Source organism: Tenacibaculum sp. MEBiC06402 (assembly GCF_049239625.1).
In the GTDB taxonomy this organism is placed as follows: domain Bacteria; phylum Bacteroidota; class Bacteroidia; order Flavobacteriales; family Flavobacteriaceae; genus Polaribacter.
Genome location: NZ_JBMKKT010000099.1, coordinates 92,449 through 109,603, shown reverse-complemented (window position 1 = coordinate 109,603; position 17,155 = coordinate 92,449). Strand labels below are relative to the sequence as shown.

Sequence of the window (17,155 nt, the reverse complement as noted above, 5' to 3'; positions counted from 1 at the left end):
TACTTTTTTTTGGGGTGAAAATTACTTTCGTTATTCAAATTTAAATCTACTAAAATGAAAAACTTAAAGTATGTAATGTTGTTGTTTTTGGTTGTCAATTTTTCCTGTTTTGAAAATAACGAAAACTTAAACGACTTTTTATTTGAAGGCAAAGTTGTTGATAATGTAACGAACGAACCTGTTTCAGGTATTGAAATAGATTATGAAGTATGTAAACCCGTTGGTAGTGGAATTTTGTATACATGTGTTACAAAAGACGAAGGAACTACAATCACAGATGATAATGGAGAATTTTCTGTTTTAGTAAATTATGAGGAAAAGGATAATGACTTAAAATTTTTTACAAAAAGTAAAAATAAAAATTATCAGGCGAGTTCTTTTCAACAAAGTTATTCCATAGAAAAATTAATGAATGATGAGTTGCCAGTAATTAAAGTAAATAGGTATGCTTCAATAAAAATAACAGTGAAAAATACGAATCCATTTAATGAAGAAGATAATATCACAATTGGTCATTTTAGAGATAATGAAGAAGGTCTAAGACGTTATGGATTGGTAAGGCAATCTCTTATTAATTATGAAAACACAAATGTGTTTTTTGATAATGGAAATACAGTCGCCAGTATGTTAGAGTGGAATGGTGTAAACGTGCATTCTGTAATAGAAGGGAAAGTTCCTGGGGCATATAGAAAAGTTTATCTTGATTATACAGTTAAAAAGAACGGAGTTTATGAAAACCGAAGAACAGAAGCGGTTACTTTAAGTCCAGATGCAATCAATGAATTCTTAATAGAATATTAAAATTACTTTTTTACATTTTATCTATTTTTACGGGAAACATCATATTTATGAAATGGTTTTTTCCAATAGTAATTATTCTGTTTTTTTGGAATTGTGAAACACCTTCAAAAGAGAATTTAAAAAAAGAAATTATGAACTCAAAAATTGTTGTTGCTCATCGTGGAGCTTCAGGATATTTACCAGAACATACAATGGAAGCGAAAGCAATGGCGTATGCAATGAAGCCTGATTTTATTGAGCAAGATTTAGTATTGAGTAAAGATGATGTTCCTGTAGTGATTCATGATATTTATTTAGATGATGTTACCGATGTTGCTGTAAAATTTCCTGAAAGAAAACGAGAAGATGATAGGTATTATGTTATCGATTTTACGTTTGACGAATTGCAGAGTTTGAATGTTTCTGAACGCTTTGATCCTAAAACAGGAAAACAATTTTATCCAAATCGTTTTCCAAAAGGAAAAGGAAGTTTTAAACTTCATTCGTTACAGCAAGAAATAGAGTTAATTCAAGGCTTAAATAAAAGTACGGGGAATAATATTGGTATTTACCCTGAGATTAAAAATCCTGAATTCCATCATCAAAACGGAAAAGATATTGCAAAAATCACTTTAGATATTCTTTCTGAATACGGATATACTTCTAAGAAAGATAATTGTATCTTCCAATGTTTCGATGCCAAAGAGCTTGAGCGTGTAAGAAAGGAGCTAAAATCTGATTTATTCTTAATTCAATTAATTGAGTTTCCTGAAGAAACTAAAAAACTAGACCATTTCGCAACTTATGCCGATGGAATTGGGCCTTGGTACAAGCAAATCGTAGATAAAAAAATTGATGGAAAATGGCAGTTTACTTCCTTAGTTAAAAACGCTCATCAATTAGGTTTAAAAGTTCATACATATACATTAAGAGCCGATCAATTAGGAGATTTTTCTTCATTTGAAGAGCATGTAAAAACACTTCTTTTTGAAGCAAATGTTGATGGTTGTTTTACCGATTTTCCAGATAAAGTAATCGAAATTTTGAAGCGTTAGAATAGAAAAGGTAAATAATTACACTTCATTATATGGGTTTTTTCAACCTCCTTTTTTTCGTTTTTAACGAACCGATGTAATGATGCTTTCTATTAAAATAAAGGTGTTGCATATATTTTCACCACATTTTATTCCTTTTTAAACGTCATTTTTCCTTCTCACATACATTTGTTTTCACATCTACTTCTTCTGAAGGTTATTTGTGGTGTTATAAAACCATAACAAATCATTTTTAACCACCACTAAAACAAATTATTATGACATTTAAACAACTATTCATTGTGAGCTTTTCGCTATTTACGAGTTCTTTATTATTCTCTCAAAACGAAGTTTGTACAGGCTCTTCAGAAGATGACCTTTTAATGGAACTAAATACTATCGATAAATGCTTAAGTCAAAATGAAGAAGTAAAAGAAGAACTTCCTAAAGTAAAAACTAAAAGATATTTAAGAACTAGAAGAAATAACTACTATCATACACTTAGAAAGAATTTGAAGAGTGTTAGTTCCACCAAAAATATAGTTGTAAAAAAGATAAAAGCTAAAGATGTTTATTTAGGGGAAGTTACTCAGGAGCCTACTTTAGTTTCTTTAGAAAACCAAGCTAAATATAAAGGAAGATTTAAAGATGTGCTGGAGGCTTATGTATCTGATAATTTGATATACCCTTCTGTATTAGAACATAATGGCGTCGAGGGAATTGTTTGGACCAGTTTTGTAATAGACGTAAACGGAGACGTTAAAAATATCGTAACCTTAGGACCGATAAACGGAGAATTATTTGAAGTTGAGGCAGCAAAAGTGATTAAAAATTTACCGAAGTTTAATCCAGGTAAAATAGATGATGAGCTAGTTAATGTAAAACACTTAATGGCTATAAAGTTTGAAGTAAATAAATAGTCTTTTAAGATATTACGATGTAAATTGAAGAAGTTTAGCTCGGTATGCTGAGAGTAATTTTGACTTTGATATAAAACCTATGTAAACGCCATTATCTTTTACTACAGGTAAATTCCAAGCGCCACTTTCTTTAAATTTTTGCATTATTTGTTCGATAGTATCTGTATCGAAAATTACAGCAGGAGCACTTTTCATAAAATCTGAAACGCTTAGTTCATCATACAGTTTTTCATCAAACATTATTGGTCGAATATCATCTAATAGTACAATTCCTAAAAATTCTTTTTCTTTATTAAGAACTGGAAAAATATTACGGTTGGATTTCGTTACGGCTGAGACAAGCATTTGTCGTAGACTCATTTCTAAAGAAACTCTTACAAAGTTTTTTTCGATGATTTTTTTAATATCCATCATCATCATAACATTTTTGTCTTTGTCATGTGTTAGAAGTTCTCCTCTTTCGGCAAGTTCAACAGTGTAAATAGAATTTGATACAAAATATTTTGTTATGGAGTATGAAACCGCAGCAACTAACATCAAAGGAACAAACAACTCATAACCTCCAGTAATTTCTGCAATTAAGAAAATAGCAGTTAAAGGCGCGTGTAGCACACCAGCCATAAGTCCTGTCATACCAACAAGTGTAAAGTTTGTTTCAGAAACTGAAAAACCCAACATATTAATGCTTTTAGCAAGAACGTTTCCTAAAATACTGCCCATTACCAAGGTTGGAATAAAAATTCCACCAACACCTCCAGCAGCGAACGTAGTTGTCATTGCGACTACTTTAAAAACACCAATTAATAGTAAAAATATAATGACCGTCCACACATTAGATTTATCAAAATCATAAGGCAAACCTTGTAATGCCTCAGGAGCATTGTTCAATAATAAATTATTAATAATTGTATATCCTTCACCATACAAAGGCGGGATTAATAAAAGTAACAAACCGATAGTTATTAAACTCCAAAATAACTTATGAGATGACTTTTTAAAGCGATTAAAAAAGTTGATAATATTAAAGTAGATTTTTGAAAAATATACGGAGGCAAATCCTGTTACAATTGCTAAAAGAATATAAAAAGCAAGATCTCTTATTTCAAATACTTCTTGAATTTTTACGGAAAAAAGAAGGTCATGTCCTAGAAAAAAATAGGAAGTAATAATTGCCGATACAGAGGCTAATAGTAAAGGAATTAAGGATACAAAAGCCATATCTAAACTAAAAACCTCAATAGCAAAAATAATAGCTGCAATTGGAGATTGAAACATAGATGCCATAGCTCCGGCAGCTGCGCAACCAATTAATAGCATTCTAGTTTTGGTATTCATATGAAATAACTGGGAAATCCCAGAACCTAGAGCGGCACCTGTACTTACTGCGGGACCTTGTAATCCCACAGAACCCCCAAAACCAACAGTGATTGGAGCAGTAATAATTGAAGCGTAAATTCTATATTGTTTGATGATTCCATTTCTTTTAGAAATAGCTTCTAGAGTTGTAGAAATACCGTGTCCTATTTCTCTCTTTAAAAAGTATTTTTTGATTCCGTTTACAATAAGTAATCCTATAATTGGAAATAGAAAGTAAAAAGAGTAATGATAGTCTTTAATTAAATTTCCTTCCAAAACCCAATGGAAAAAATAGGTAAGGTTTTTTAGAACTAATGTTCCTAAACCGGCTAAAAAACCCACTAAAACACTTAAAATATAAACAAACTGGCGCTCAGAAACATTTTTATAACGCCAGATTAAAATCTGTTTTAAAGTGTTTTTAGAGAATAGCATGAATGTATTATTTCAGTAAAGTATCCGTTCCTAAATACCCATCATTTTTATTATAATACCAAGCTCTTACTTTTGGCATTTTAATGCCATTGATTTCTTCTTCATCAGAAAGTAAAATATATTCGCCACTATCTTTAGTTTCTTTAAAAAACTGATATATTTCCATGGCATAAGTCGTGGGATTAAAGTAAAAATACCAAGTATCTTTTCCAATGCTTTCGTCATAAGTTACTTTTAACACTAAATACTCCTTTCCTTTAAACTTTTTCTTTTCTACTTTCTCATGAATGTTTGTTCCATTGTCTTTTAACTTCATCGGAAGCCCATACAAATAAGTGTAATAGTTTTTATAGAGATTTGCTCTGTCACAACTCAGTTTATGTTCTTTTAAAATAGCTTCTGAAGGGTTTTTAACACCGTTAAAAGCGATTATACAATTTCCTTTATCAACCGTGTATTCAGTTGTGTTTTTTCCTCTTGCAGCTTTTACATAAAAGTATTCGTTGGGTAAATCAATCTTTATTTCGCTGTCTCTATTTGGTTTGTCAGGAATTGTCATGGTTACTTTTAGAGTTCCATTAAAAGTTGCCCAATTTCCATTTGGGTCATGATATTGAATTGATTTATCTAACAACTGTTTTCCTGTTAATTGTTGAGCGTAAGAAATAGAAAAAGTAATAACGAAAACGAAAAAAAAGATATTTCTAGTCATGGTGTGTAGTTGGTAATACATAAAAGTAATAAAAAATCCCGCATAAATACGAGATTTTTTATTAGTCAATTTTACTACGTTATAATAATTTATATTCGAGGGTAAAATTAAACTGAGTGTTATTATTCCTAGCAGATAATAGCTCTTGCTCTCCATTGATATCAATAAAAACCCGTTTTGGAGCATTGTCATAAATATGACGAAAAGTAAGAACAACATTGAATTTTTTACTAATTGAATAAGAAGCAGAAATTTGACTGTCGATTAAATAATCTACCTTTTCATTTACTTTGGTCAAATCTACTTGAGATTCAACCTTACTATTCCATTCCCAAGGCATAGGCATTTTAAAATAATGTTTAAATTTTATAGAAAAGTTATCGTTCTGAAACTCGAACGTAGGTCGAAATTGCCAACGTAAGAAATTTGTCGTAGGAATTTCTCTTGTTTCAAATTGTACAGCATCACTATTTGCAAGAGATAAGGAATCACTTGCGTTACCTTTTTCAATTTCATAAAATACACCCGTCAAAAGAGCTAAGCGGAAGCTACTATGTCGTTTTTTAAATGCATTTGAAATTTTTCTTCTAGCTTTTGTTAGCAGTGAATTGTCTGTTATTTTTATTTTATCATTTACCGGTAAATCTTTACAGTCTGCTTTTCCACATAAGATGAGTTTTACTTCTTTTTTATCTTTCGAACTCGGGGTTGGATTTTCATTGATGGATTTCTCTTCCAATTTAACAGCAGTTTTATTATAAAAAGCTTTGATTTTGGTTTTTCCTCCAGGAGTTAGTCCCACAAAATCACTGTCCTTATAGTTGTCAAAACTGGTAATTCCTCCGTCACCTGCTCTTTTTTCTTTTGTTAAGCTTCCACTGAAAAAATTGAATATAAAACCTCCACCCACTTCATATCTTTGATTAATGTTTAAATATTGATTAGCATACCTATCAGCATATACATATCCTTCAATCGTTAAATCATTTCTTAAATAACTCAACGATTCATTAACAGGCTCTATTGGATTTGCTCTTGTTATAAAGAAGTCTAAACCTACGTGATAATTAGAGATGTTTTCTTGAAGAACTCCATTAAATATTTGGGTGCTGATAGATGCTTGGACATCTAGATTAAATGGGTAAAAATCTTTTGTTAATCGGGCATCAGAGTTAAATACATACTTGCTGGTTGTACCGTTATCATTTCCACTAAGACCAAAGGCTATTTTTAATTTTAATTTGTCGATTTCAGTTTCACTATCAATCAACATTTTTACATAATCTAAGGCTTTGTTGTACCCTTTTGATTGAGTGGTATCAAGAGATTTAAAGAACGAAATATCACTTGTGAGTTTTCTGTAAAAGGAGTTTAGCTCTTCTTGTCCAAAAATAAGATGAGGACAAAAAAATAAGACTAGGTATAAATACTTTTTCATTGTTGAATTTCAGTTAGTTAATAAGTTTCAAAACTAACCTTATCAACATGATGAAAGTATCCCTATGAATAGGTAATATGAATAAAAATCCCGCATTAAGCGGGATTTTTAAAGTCTGTATTATTTATTTTTTAAGCTTCTTCTTGAACATTCAATTGAATACTTAATTCTTGTAATTGCTCGTTGTCAATTGTTGCAGGCGCATCAATCATTACATCTCTACCAGAATTATTCTTTGGGAATGCAATAAAATCACGAATGGTTTCTTGTCCACCTAAAATAGCTACTAATCTATCTAAACCAAAGGCTAAACCACCGTGAGGAGGAGCACCATATTCAAATGCATCCATTAAGAAACCAAACTGCTCTTTTGCTTCTTCAGGAGTAAACCCTAAATGCTTAAACATAATAGCTTGAGTTTCTTTATCGTGAATTCTAATAGAACCACCACCGATTTCATTACCATTTAATACTAAATCGTATGCATTTGCTTTTACAGCTCCAGGATCCGAATCTAATAATTCAATCTGACCAGGTTTTGGTGATGTAAATGGATGGTGCATTGCATGATAATGTCCAGTTTCTTCATCTAATTCTAATAATGGGAAATCTACAACCCATAATGGCGCAAATTCATCAGGTCTACGTAAACCTAAACGCTCTGCTAATTCCATACGTAAAGCAGACAATTGTGCACGTACTTTTGAAGTTTTTCCTGATAAAACACAAATTAAATCTCCTGCTTTGGCTCCAGTAGTTTCTGCCCATTTAGCTAAATCATCTTGGTCGTAAAACTTATCTACAGACGATTTAAAACTTCCGTCTTCATTACATTTAACATATACCATTCCTAAAGCACCAATTTGCGGACGCTTCACCCAATCGATTAATTTATCAATTTCCTTTCTAGTGTATGAAGCTCCACCAGGAACAGCAATACCTACAACTAATTCCGCTTCGTTAAATACTTTGAAATCTTTATGTTGTGCCACTTCGTTTAACTCACCAAACTGCATTCCGAAACGAATATCAGGTTTGTCATTTCCGTATAAACGCATCGCGTCATCAAAAGATATTCTTGGGAATTTATCAACTTCAACACCATTAATTTCTTTTAATAAATGACGAGTCATTCCTTCGAAAATCTCTAAAATATCTTCTTGCTCAACAAAGGCCATTTCACAGTCTATTTGTGTAAACTCTGGTTGACGGTCGGCACGTAAATCTTCATCTCTAAAACATTTTACAATCTGGAAATATTTATCCATTCCACCAACCATTAACAACTGCTTAAAAGTTTGTGGCGATTGTGGTAACGCGTAAAACTGACCAGCATTCATTCTTGAAGGAACTAAGAAATCACGAGCTCCTTCTGGAGTAGACTTGATTAAATACGGAGTTTCAACATCAATAAATCCTTTATCAGAAAGATATTTACGAACTTCCATTGAAACTTTATGACGGAAAACTAAGCTGTTTTTTACCGGGTTACGACGAATATCTAAATAACGATACTTCATTCGAATATCTTCTCCACCGTCAGTTTCATCTTCAATTGTAAATGGAGGTAATTTTGCTTCGTTTAAAATGTTTAATTCAGAAACTAAAACTTCAATATCTCCAGTTTCTATATTTGGATTTTTAGAAGCTCTTTCAATAACAGTTCCTTTTACTTGAATCACAAACTCTCTACCTAATGTTTTTGCTTTTTCCATTAAGTCTTTAGAAGTTCTCTCTTCATCAAAAATCAACTGAGTAATTCCGTAACGATCTCGTAAATCAACCCAAATCATGAAACCTTTATCTCTTGATTTTTGAACCCATCCTGCTAGGGTAACTTCTGTATTAATATGCGATGCTCTTAACTCACCGCATGAATGCGATCTGTACATTTTCTATAATTTTAGATGCGCAAATTTAACTATAAATGTTAGTTTGTAAAAAATTACTAGAGTTTAGTTTTTAAGTTGAATAATCTATTTTTTTGTAGTTCTAAAATATGATTACAAATGACGATATCTGAATTTAAAAATAAATTACAAAATGAAGCTACTACAATTGATTTTAAAGAAACGATTAATCTTATAGAAAACAACTACAATTTTACTCCATCGGCATTTAAAAACGGTGAGTTAGAAAATCAATCAACAGAAAATCAAGGTTCATGTAAAGTGTTTTCGTTTGCAATTCAAGAAGGATTATCAATAGAGGAAACCTTAGCTTGTTTCGGTCAATACTATGCTGAGGTTGTGAATGATCCAAATGGAAATGGACACCAGAATATTAGAAATTTTATGAAAACTGGCTTTGAAGGGTTGAGTTTTGAAAATAGAACACTAATCAAACTATAACTTCGACTTTTTTTTGAGTTTTAGTTGAACGAAATATCTCCGTTAAAAAAGGTTAAAGGATTGATTTACTTTAGATTTTGATGTATTTTTATAGGAATACCAAATCGCTAAGCTCATGAAAAATAAATTCTTACTATTTGCTCTAATTATTTGTTCTCAACTTGTTTTTGGCCAACATACTATTACAGTTTTAAACTCTAAAACTAAAGAACCAATCCAAAATGTACACATAAAGAAAAAGAAGAAAGTTTATGTAACAGATAAGAATGGAAAGGTAGTTATAGAAAAAATTAAAGATAAAGACAGGATTTTTCTATCGCATGTAAAATATTTCGATAGAGATATTAAGTTTGGAGAAATAGTGAATCAGTCTATTTTTCTTACTGAAAAAGAAGTTGAGTTATCCGAAGTTTTAATCACAAAAAAAAAGAAGAAAGAATTAAATTTTAGATTGTTACCAGAACTTGAAAAAGGACTGCACGGATTCGCTTGTGTATTGTATAAAGATAAAATCTATGTTTTTGGTGGTGATAAATCATCTTTAACCGATGGTATGAGATTGGCTCTTCAAGAACTTAATGAGTTTCAAGAATCAAATGCTACTTTTAATCAATTTGTTATGCGAACAACGAGATATTCTAGCTATCAAGGATACAGTAATAAGGTTCATGTTTATGATATAAAAAATAAAAGTTGGTCTTCTTTAGAAAAACCTGTGCTTAAAAGAGCATATCATAAGGCAGTTTTAATTGATGGGAAAGCATACTTATTAGGAGGCAAGAAATTGGCTAAGAATAAATCAAGAGAGTATTTAATTGACGATATTGAAGTTTTTAATTTAAAAACAAACAAGCTTGAAAAATCAATTGAAAGTAAGCAAAATGGAGTGAACCAAGGAGTAGCAAAAATTGATAATAGTATTATCTTACTTGGAGGGTCTGTAAGGAAATTAAAGAAAGGCAAACTGAAGTTTTCTAATAATGTTTCTTTGTACAATACAAAAGAAGATAAATGGTATTCAATTGGTAAACTTCCAGATCCAAAAGAAACGGAGTGCATAAAGGTAAATGATAAGTTATTTATGATTGGAGGCAAAGGAACTGAGAAGATGAATCGAATTACTTCTTTCAATCTGAAAAATGGGAAATGGGAAATTGAGAAAGTTTTACCAAGAACAATGAAAATGCCTGCAATTGATAAAAAAGGAGATTTATTTTACATTTTTGATAAGAACTTTTTCTATGTTTTTAATACTAAAACCAAAGGTTTAAAAGAGTATAAAATAGATCTTCCATACGAATCGAGCAAAATGTTTTTGGTCGATAACAAATTTTATCTCTTAGGAGGTTTTGTTAAAGACCAATATCAAGTGAAGCCTTCAAAAAAAATGTACACGATTGATTTGAATGAATTAAATACAACTTTGTATGATGAGTACTAAATTCACTACATTGTGTATTTAAATTCAAAGGAAAGTAACACATGTATAACATACCAAATTATAAAGAGGATGACGTTGATGAATTGATAAGTTTCATAAATCGTTATCCTTTGGCTTTTATCACAGGTTTAGACGAAAATGGAAATTTTGTAGGAACACATATTCCATTAGTAGTTGAAAAAAGAAATAATGAAATGTTTTTAGTTGGTCATATGATGAAACAAACAGATCATTATCAAGCAATGTTCAATAATAGTAAGGTTTTAGTAGTTTTTAATGGTCCAAATGGATATGTAAGTGCTTCTTGGGGAACAAATAAAAGCAAAGGTTCTACCTGGAATTATATGACGGTTCATGTAAACGGAAGTGTTTCCTTCTTTGAAGGAGATAAATTAATCAATTTGATGAGAGATTTTACATTACAGCATGAAAAAGGTGACAAGAATTCTCCGACAATATTCGATAATCTTCCGGATTCCTATAAAGAGCGTTTAATGCCTCACATAGCAGGTTTTGAAATTAAAGTAGAAAAAATCGAAGGTGTTTTTAAGTTAAGTCAAGATGTAAATGAAGAAACCTATTCAAACATATTGAATGAACTGGATAAAAAAGAAGGTTTAGATAAGCTGTTGGGAGAAGAAATGAAAAATAGAAAAGATAAATTCTTTTCATAATTGCTATTGAAAAACTAAAAAGTGATTTCTAAAAAATTAGACTATACCGTTTTAATTATTGCAGTTGTAATTTTCTTATTAATGCAGTTGCCTTATTTTGTTCATATTCAATATCCTTTCCGATTGTTGGGAACTTGGTTTCATGAAATGGGACATGGGTTAACAGCATTATTGGTTGGAGGAAAGTTTCATTATCTAGAAATTTATGCAAATGGAGGAGGTGTAGCGTATTCAACGGTTACCAATAAATTCATGTCAATTCCGTTGGCCAGAGCATTTTCGGCGGCAGGCGGATTATTTGGTCCTGCAATTGCTGGAAGTGTTTTAATTATGTCTGCTAGATCACAGAAACACGCGGCAATTTTGTTAAGAATATTAACAGGAGTAATCCTCTTGTCTTTAATTATTTGGATACGCTCTTACTGGGGAATAATTGTTTTAAGTAGTTTTGTTGTGTTATTTGTGATAATTATGTTTTTGAAGAATAAAAAGGTAGAAACAATAACTGTGCTTTTTTTAGGACTTCAATGCATTTTGAGTACATATCTTCAGTTAAATTATTTGTTTACAAAACAATTTGAACGTAATGGTCAAGTCATGACTTCAGACACACAAAACATAGCTGCAAATACATTTGGAACTTATTGGTTTTGGGGTGGATTAATTTTGTTGATGAGCTTCTTTTTACTCTGGAAGAGTGTTCGTTTTTATTTAAAACACCGATAAAAAGTTACATTAATTTAGGCTTCTTCTGTTTTTAACTTAGTGAAATAGTCTTTTGCTGCTTTCTTTACTTTCGGAGCTAAAATTAACGTTGAAATAACAGTTGGTATTGCCATTAAAGCATAACCGCTATCAATTAAATTAATAACAAAATCTAGCTTAATAACTGATGCAATTACAATAGTCGCTATGTAAATGTAGTTATAAAACTTTCCAATCTTGCTATTCGTTAAAAAGCTTAAACAAGAGTAACCGTAAAATGAGTAGGTGAATAATGTTGAAAAGGCAAAAATTAAAACACAGATTGTCAAGATAACGCTTCCCATTCCATAAGGTAAAACAGCATCAAAAGACGATAGCGTTAATGAAATTCCATTTCCTTCAAAATTTTTCCAAATACCCGAAGCTAAAATTGCTAACGCAGTTAAAGTACATACTAATAGAGTGTCAATTGCCGGACCTAACATGGCAACCAAACCTTCTCTAATAGGCTCTTTGGTTTTAGCAGTTCCGTGCATCATTGGAGCGGTTCCAATTCCAGCTTCGTTTGAAAAAGCTGCTCGTTTTACTCCAGTTATAATTAATGCCCCTAAAGCACCTCCCATAACAGCGTTACCAGAAAATGCATCAGTAAAAATTAGTGAAAATATTTCAGGAATAACATCAAATCTTAAAGTCAAAATAGTTAAGACTGTAATGAGATAAATAACAACCATTACCGGAACAAGTTTTCCTGCAACTTTTCCAATTCGTTTAATTCCTCCAAAAACCACTAAAGAAGTTATAACCGCTATTGAAATTCCCAATAAAAACTTTGCTGTTCTCTCATTCGATGAATTCACTTCAAAAACATCAATTAATGTTTGGGTTAATTGATTCGCTTGAAATGCCGGAAGTGTCCCGATTAAACCTGCTAATGAAAAGAAAACAGCCAAAGGTTTCCATCTTTTGCCTAATCCTTCAGTAATTACATACATTGGTCCACCTTTTACATTTCCCTCTTCATCTTTACCACGATACATTATAGATAAGCTACAAGTAAAAAACTTAGTTGCCATTCCTACAAAAGCACTTACCCACATCCAAAATATTGCTCCAGGTCCTCCAGTGGCAATAGCGATAGCAACTCCGCTAATATTTCCCATTCCAACAGTAGCAGCAATAGCAGAAGACAAGGCTTCATAATGCGATAAATCTCCTGGAGAGTCATGTTTGTCGTATTTTCCTCGTAAAATATTTACAGCATGACCTAAATAACGAAAATGGACTAATCCTGAATAAATGAATAAAAATAATCCACCTCCAATAAGGAGAATTAATAACGGAATTCCCCAAACCCATGAAGAAAATTGTGCAACGCTATCTTGGAAGTTTAAAAACATTTTTGGTTTTTCAACGAAAGTAACATAATTAAATAATTCTTTTACAAGGTTTTATTTTTTTTGATGAAAAAGAACCGTTCAAGGAGTCTTTCTAACTCTTTATCGAAAAAATGAAAAATATGAGGTCAAAAACAAAAGATTTTTCATAATTTTAACACAATAACTTCAATTCCCCCTTACAATGACAAAAATAAGTAAATCCGCGGTGAACAAATTTTTGAGGTATTCACCCATTGTACTTTTAATATCATTAGTAGTTTATTCTTTTAAAACACATGAAAGTCAAAACAGATTGGATGATGAGTTTCGAAAGGAAAAACTTATTTTACAGAAAGAACTTGATAATATTGTAGCAGACTACAAAAAAATGGCAGTAAAAAAGAAAGGACTGTCAAGAAGAATTATTACAAGTATCAACAAAATTATTGCACTTAAAGATTCAATTAAAGAAATTAAAAAAGGCAATTACGATTTGTTGTTGAAGTACAGCGTTAAAGCAGCAAAATTAGAGCGAGAAAACAGAGAATTACTGCTAAAAGCTGATAATCTTCATCAGAAAAATGAGAAACTTCAGAAAGAAAATACTACTGTTAGAAGAAAGCTAAGAGCTCATAAAAAATCTCACGAATCATTGATTAAGAGTAATGAGGTTTTATTAAACGAGGAAAAGGCATTAAGGGAAAAAATTGGTAAAGCGGCGAATGTAGAAATTAGTCATATTTCCATTTTCTCTTACAAAGAAAGAAATAACGGAAGATATACAAGCACTTCTAGATCTGATAAAACAGATGCTTTTAAGATTAAATTCGATTTGCTTGAAAATAAATTAGCTGAGGTTGGGGTTAGAGATATTCTAATACAAATCTTGGATAAAGAAAATAACGTTATTCTTTCTGATAAGAATACTGGAGAAAATAATGGTGATATGCCATACAATGACTTCATTAAAGTAAATTATGAAAACCAGAAAATCGGTGTTGTTTCTTTAATTTCGGTTGATAGAAATTACATGGAGAAGGGAGATTATAAAGTTGTTGTTTATATTGATGATATGAAGGCGGGAGAAGGAAATATTAGTTTACGATAAAAAGATAACATAAGTATATGTGATAAGCCGTTCAAAAATTTTTGAACGGCTTTTTTTATAAGGTTAAAACAATTAAATATTTATTAATAGTTGTAAGTTGTTCGAAAAAATAGGACATATTTACAGAAGTAAAACAAATGACAATGAATTCCATTTTAAAAATTACCTGCCTCTCTATATTAGTTTTGTCAGTATTTTCTTGTAAACCAGAGCAAAAAGAATCGGTAAAAAAACCGCAAGAAAAATCAAAGGTTACGGAGCTGAGTAAAGCACAAAAAATTATTAATAACTCAATAGAAGCTCATGGTGGAGAACTGTACAACCAAGCCTCATATATTTTTACTTTTAGAGGAAAGGAATACATATTTAAAAATAATGGTAGCTCATATAAATACACTGTAAGAAAGAAAAATGATTTAAAAGACGAGGTTGTTGATGTTTTAGATAATGGGAAATTCAAAAGAACAATAAATCGAGAACAAGTAAACTTATCAGAAGAAGATGGTTCTAAGTATGGAGAATCTTTGAATTCTGTGATTTATTTCGCTACGCTTCCATACAAATTAAATGATATTGCTGTAAACAAAACTTATAAAGGTGAAGTTCATATTAAAGGAGAAATTTATAATGTTGTTCAAGTAACTTTCAATCAAGAAGGGGGAGGAAAAGATTTTGAAGATCAGTATTTCTATTGGATAAATAAGAAAACAAATACAATGGATTACTTGGCCTATAATTATAAAGTGAATGGAGGTGGTGTACGTTTTCGAAGTAGCTATAATAGGAGAAATGTTGGTGGAATCTTGTTTCAGGATTATATAAACTACAAGGCTGAAGTAGGAACACCACTAGCCGACTTACCTCTATTGTATGAAGAGAATAAGTTAAAGGAGGTTTCTAGAATTGAAACAGAAAATGTAAAGGTTCATAAAAATTAAGTGTTCGAGAATATGTCTAAAGTCATTAACATTAAAGATAAGTTGAATTTATTTACAGATCAATGGTCTCCTAAAAAAGTAGCAGAATTAAACGGACAACAAGTTTTATTAGCTAAAATACAAGGAGAATTTGTTTTTCATAAGCATGACCATGAAGACGAATTATTCATGGTAATTAAAGGGAAACTACAATTAGATATGGAAGATTCTTCAGTAATAGTAAATGAAGGGGAATTCTATATTGTTCCGAAAGGTGTTTTACATAAGCCTATCGCAAAAGAGGAAGTTCATTTACTTCTTTTTGAACCATTATCAACAAAGCACACCGGAGATGTTATTGCAGATATTACAGTTGAAACTTATGAATCAATTTAACTAAAATTCCATTCACCGAAGCATATAACCCATTCACCTAAAGAATGGAACGCTAAAGCTAAAAGTTAAGTTGTAAACTACAAATTGATGGTATCTTTGAAGTGTTAATAGTAGTAAAAAATTTAAAAAGTAATAATCCCCATACAATATACTTTTTCATTTTTTGAGTTAAAAAATAATCCTCTTGCAAGCCCCAAATGTAAGAGGTTTTTCTTTTTGTATACTTTTCTAAATATTTCCTTTTTTCCATTTTTTTTAGTTTAAAATTTATTAGTCTAAGGATAAGAACCTTTTATCTAAAGTAAGAATTGAAACGTCGAATATTGGATTAATAAATTCTTAATCTAATGTACTTTTGAAGTGTTAATAGTAGTAAAGAAAATTTAAAAAGTAATAATCCCCAAACAATATACTTTTTCATTTTTTTGAGTTAAAAAGCCCGCCTCTTGCAATCCCTAATGCAAGAGGTTTTTTTCTTTTATAAAGCACTTTTTACTGAGAAGCAATTGGACCATGACTACTAAATTTTACTAATCTATAAATAGTTACGGTTTATCTATAGAAAAAAAACGAAACGTCGAATATCTGATTAACAGACGATTAAATAAAATTACATTTGTAGTGTAAATAAAAATAAACTAATCCCTATAAAGTTTTGTTTTTCATTTTGAATTTGAATTAAAGTTTTGTGATTGATTAAATCATGTTGACTCTCTTACAGCCCCTACAGTAAGAGAGTTTTTTTATGGAATAAAAACAAGAAAGGTGTCAAATAAAAATAATTATAATTCGTAAAACTAGTTAAACGAACAAATCAAACAGTTAATCTATAGTATGTAATGAAAACGTCGAATTCAAGGGAGTAATTAGAGCAATCTAACGTAACTTTGAAGTGTAAATAAGAATATTAAAAAGTATTTATCCCCTTAAAATACAATTATTCATTATTTGAATTAAAAGTTTTTATATTTATTTGGTTAACTAGACAAAATCCTTTTACAAGCCCCAAATGTAGAAGGGTTTTCTTTTTTTAAACGATTTGTTATCTAATTCAAAATAGGTTTACTCCAATTACTTTTTCAGAGTACTCTCCCAACAATTTTCACTAAATTATTTTACTAAAACACCTCTTTTGTTTAAAAGTGAAATCATACGTAAATTTCCTTCTTTGATAGTGTTTTTATCAAATTGGAAGGTTTTTTCAAAGATTTGATTTCCTTCAAAAAAAGAAACTTGAAATCGATTATCTAATGAAAAAACATCTGGATGAATCATTTCAACTTTAACAAAAGAATTTGTTGGAAGTTTATCAATTTTTTTTCTAAAAACAGTAGTAGTTTTTGTTTCCGAAAATCCTTGAGAGACAATAATTACCATGTCTAAATCAATATTTTTTTTATTGATTAAATACACGTACCAATCATCAGAATCATGTGTTTCATTTGGCTCTAAAACAACCGCCATTTCTAGGTCAGTTACTTCGGAAATTTCAATATCTTTTCTCATGAA

Annotated in this window: 16 protein-coding genes; 10 read left to right on the top strand and 6 right to left on the bottom strand. The window is 30.6% G+C overall.

Annotated features, from left to right (window positions below):
* The first annotated feature begins 54 nt into the window (after positions 1-54).
* From ACOSP6_RS12360 to ACOSP6_RS12350, 3 genes are all read left to right on the top strand, one after another.
* Positions 55-801, top strand: a complete 747-nt coding sequence (locus tag ACOSP6_RS12360) for a hypothetical protein (RefSeq protein WP_422094733.1) — start codon at positions 55-57, stop codon at positions 799-801.
* Between the two features lie 131 nt (positions 802-932).
* Positions 933-1,835: a glycerophosphodiester phosphodiesterase gene (glpQ, locus tag ACOSP6_RS12355; RefSeq protein ID WP_422094732.1), complete on the top strand. Its 903-nt coding sequence runs from the start codon at positions 933-935 to the stop codon at positions 1,833-1,835.
* A gap of 257 nt (positions 1,836-2,092) precedes the next feature.
* Positions 2,093-2,734, top strand: coding sequence for an energy transducer TonB (locus ACOSP6_RS12350; RefSeq protein WP_422094731.1), 642 nt, complete (start codon positions 2,093-2,095; stop codon positions 2,732-2,734).
* 12 nt (positions 2,735-2,746) lie between these two features.
* Here the strand turns inward: ACOSP6_RS12350 and ACOSP6_RS12345 are convergent, their stop codons facing one another.
* The 4 genes from ACOSP6_RS12345 to aspS all read right to left on the bottom strand — a co-directional run bounded on the left by ACOSP6_RS12345 (position 2,747) and on the right by aspS (position 8,567).
* On the bottom strand, positions 2,747-4,525 hold the full coding sequence (locus ACOSP6_RS12345; protein ID WP_422094730.1) for a chloride channel protein: 1,779 nt from the start codon (positions 4,523-4,525) through the stop codon (positions 2,747-2,749).
* A gap of 7 nt (positions 4,526-4,532) precedes the next feature.
* On the bottom strand, positions 4,533-5,237 hold the full coding sequence (locus ACOSP6_RS12340; RefSeq protein ID WP_422094729.1) for a DUF6503 family protein: 705 nt from the start codon (positions 5,235-5,237) through the stop codon (positions 4,533-4,535).
* A gap of 79 nt (positions 5,238-5,316) precedes the next feature.
* A complete protein-coding gene (locus tag ACOSP6_RS12335; RefSeq protein ID WP_422094728.1) occupies positions 5,317-6,675 on the bottom strand; it encodes a hypothetical protein in 1,359 nt (452 codons plus the stop codon).
* Between the two features lie 131 nt (positions 6,676-6,806).
* A complete protein-coding gene (gene aspS / locus ACOSP6_RS12330) occupies positions 6,807-8,567 on the bottom strand; it encodes an aspartate--tRNA ligase (RefSeq protein ID WP_422094727.1) in 1,761 nt (586 codons plus the stop codon).
* Positions 8,568-8,684: 117 nt separating this feature from the next.
* Between aspS and ACOSP6_RS12325 the strand changes: the two genes are divergently transcribed.
* The 4 genes from ACOSP6_RS12325 to ACOSP6_RS12310 all read left to right on the top strand — a co-directional run bounded on the left by ACOSP6_RS12325 (position 8,685) and on the right by ACOSP6_RS12310 (position 11,867).
* On the top strand, positions 8,685-9,026 hold the full coding sequence (locus ACOSP6_RS12325) for a HopJ type III effector protein (protein ID WP_422094726.1): 342 nt from the start codon (positions 8,685-8,687) through the stop codon (positions 9,024-9,026).
* Positions 9,027-9,141: 115 nt separating this feature from the next.
* The gene (locus ACOSP6_RS12320) at positions 9,142-10,467 is read left to right on the top strand and encodes a hypothetical protein (protein WP_422094725.1); all 1,326 of its coding nucleotides are present in this window, start codon (positions 9,142-9,144) and stop codon (positions 10,465-10,467) included.
* A gap of 41 nt (positions 10,468-10,508) precedes the next feature.
* Positions 10,509-11,141 (top strand): FMN-binding negative transcriptional regulator, encoded by a 633-nt coding sequence (locus ACOSP6_RS12315; RefSeq protein WP_422094724.1) that lies wholly within the window; start codon positions 10,509-10,511, stop codon positions 11,139-11,141.
* 21 nt (positions 11,142-11,162) lie between these two features.
* A complete protein-coding gene (locus tag ACOSP6_RS12310) occupies positions 11,163-11,867 on the top strand; it encodes a M50 family metallopeptidase (RefSeq protein WP_422094723.1) in 705 nt (234 codons plus the stop codon).
* Between the two features lie 14 nt (positions 11,868-11,881).
* On the opposite strand, the gene ACOSP6_RS12305 is transcribed toward ACOSP6_RS12310, so the two are convergent.
* The gene (locus ACOSP6_RS12305; RefSeq protein ID WP_422094722.1) at positions 11,882-13,246 is read right to left on the bottom strand and encodes an alanine/glycine:cation symporter family protein; all 1,365 of its coding nucleotides are present in this window, start codon (positions 13,244-13,246) and stop codon (positions 11,882-11,884) included.
* 217 nt (positions 13,247-13,463) lie between these two features.
* Between ACOSP6_RS12305 and ACOSP6_RS12300 the strand changes: the two genes are divergently transcribed.
* The 3 genes from ACOSP6_RS12300 (at position 13,464) to ACOSP6_RS12290 (ending at position 15,646) form a co-directional block, all read left to right on the top strand.
* Positions 13,464-14,333, top strand: coding sequence for a hypothetical protein (locus ACOSP6_RS12300; RefSeq protein ID WP_422094721.1), 870 nt, complete (start codon positions 13,464-13,466; stop codon positions 14,331-14,333).
* Between the two features lie 143 nt (positions 14,334-14,476).
* Positions 14,477-15,271, top strand: coding sequence for a DUF6503 family protein (locus tag ACOSP6_RS12295; protein WP_422094720.1), 795 nt, complete (start codon positions 14,477-14,479; stop codon positions 15,269-15,271).
* A 12-nt stretch (positions 15,272-15,283) separates the two neighbouring features.
* The gene (locus ACOSP6_RS12290) at positions 15,284-15,646 is read left to right on the top strand and encodes a cupin domain-containing protein (protein WP_422094719.1); all 363 of its coding nucleotides are present in this window, start codon (positions 15,284-15,286) and stop codon (positions 15,644-15,646) included.
* A 1,110-nt stretch (positions 15,647-16,756) separates the two neighbouring features.
* Here the strand turns inward: ACOSP6_RS12290 and ACOSP6_RS12285 are convergent.
* Positions 16,757-17,152, bottom strand: a complete 396-nt coding sequence (locus ACOSP6_RS12285) for a hypothetical protein (RefSeq protein WP_422094718.1) — start codon at positions 17,150-17,152, stop codon at positions 16,757-16,759.
* Positions 17,153-17,155 lie beyond the last annotated feature (3 nt).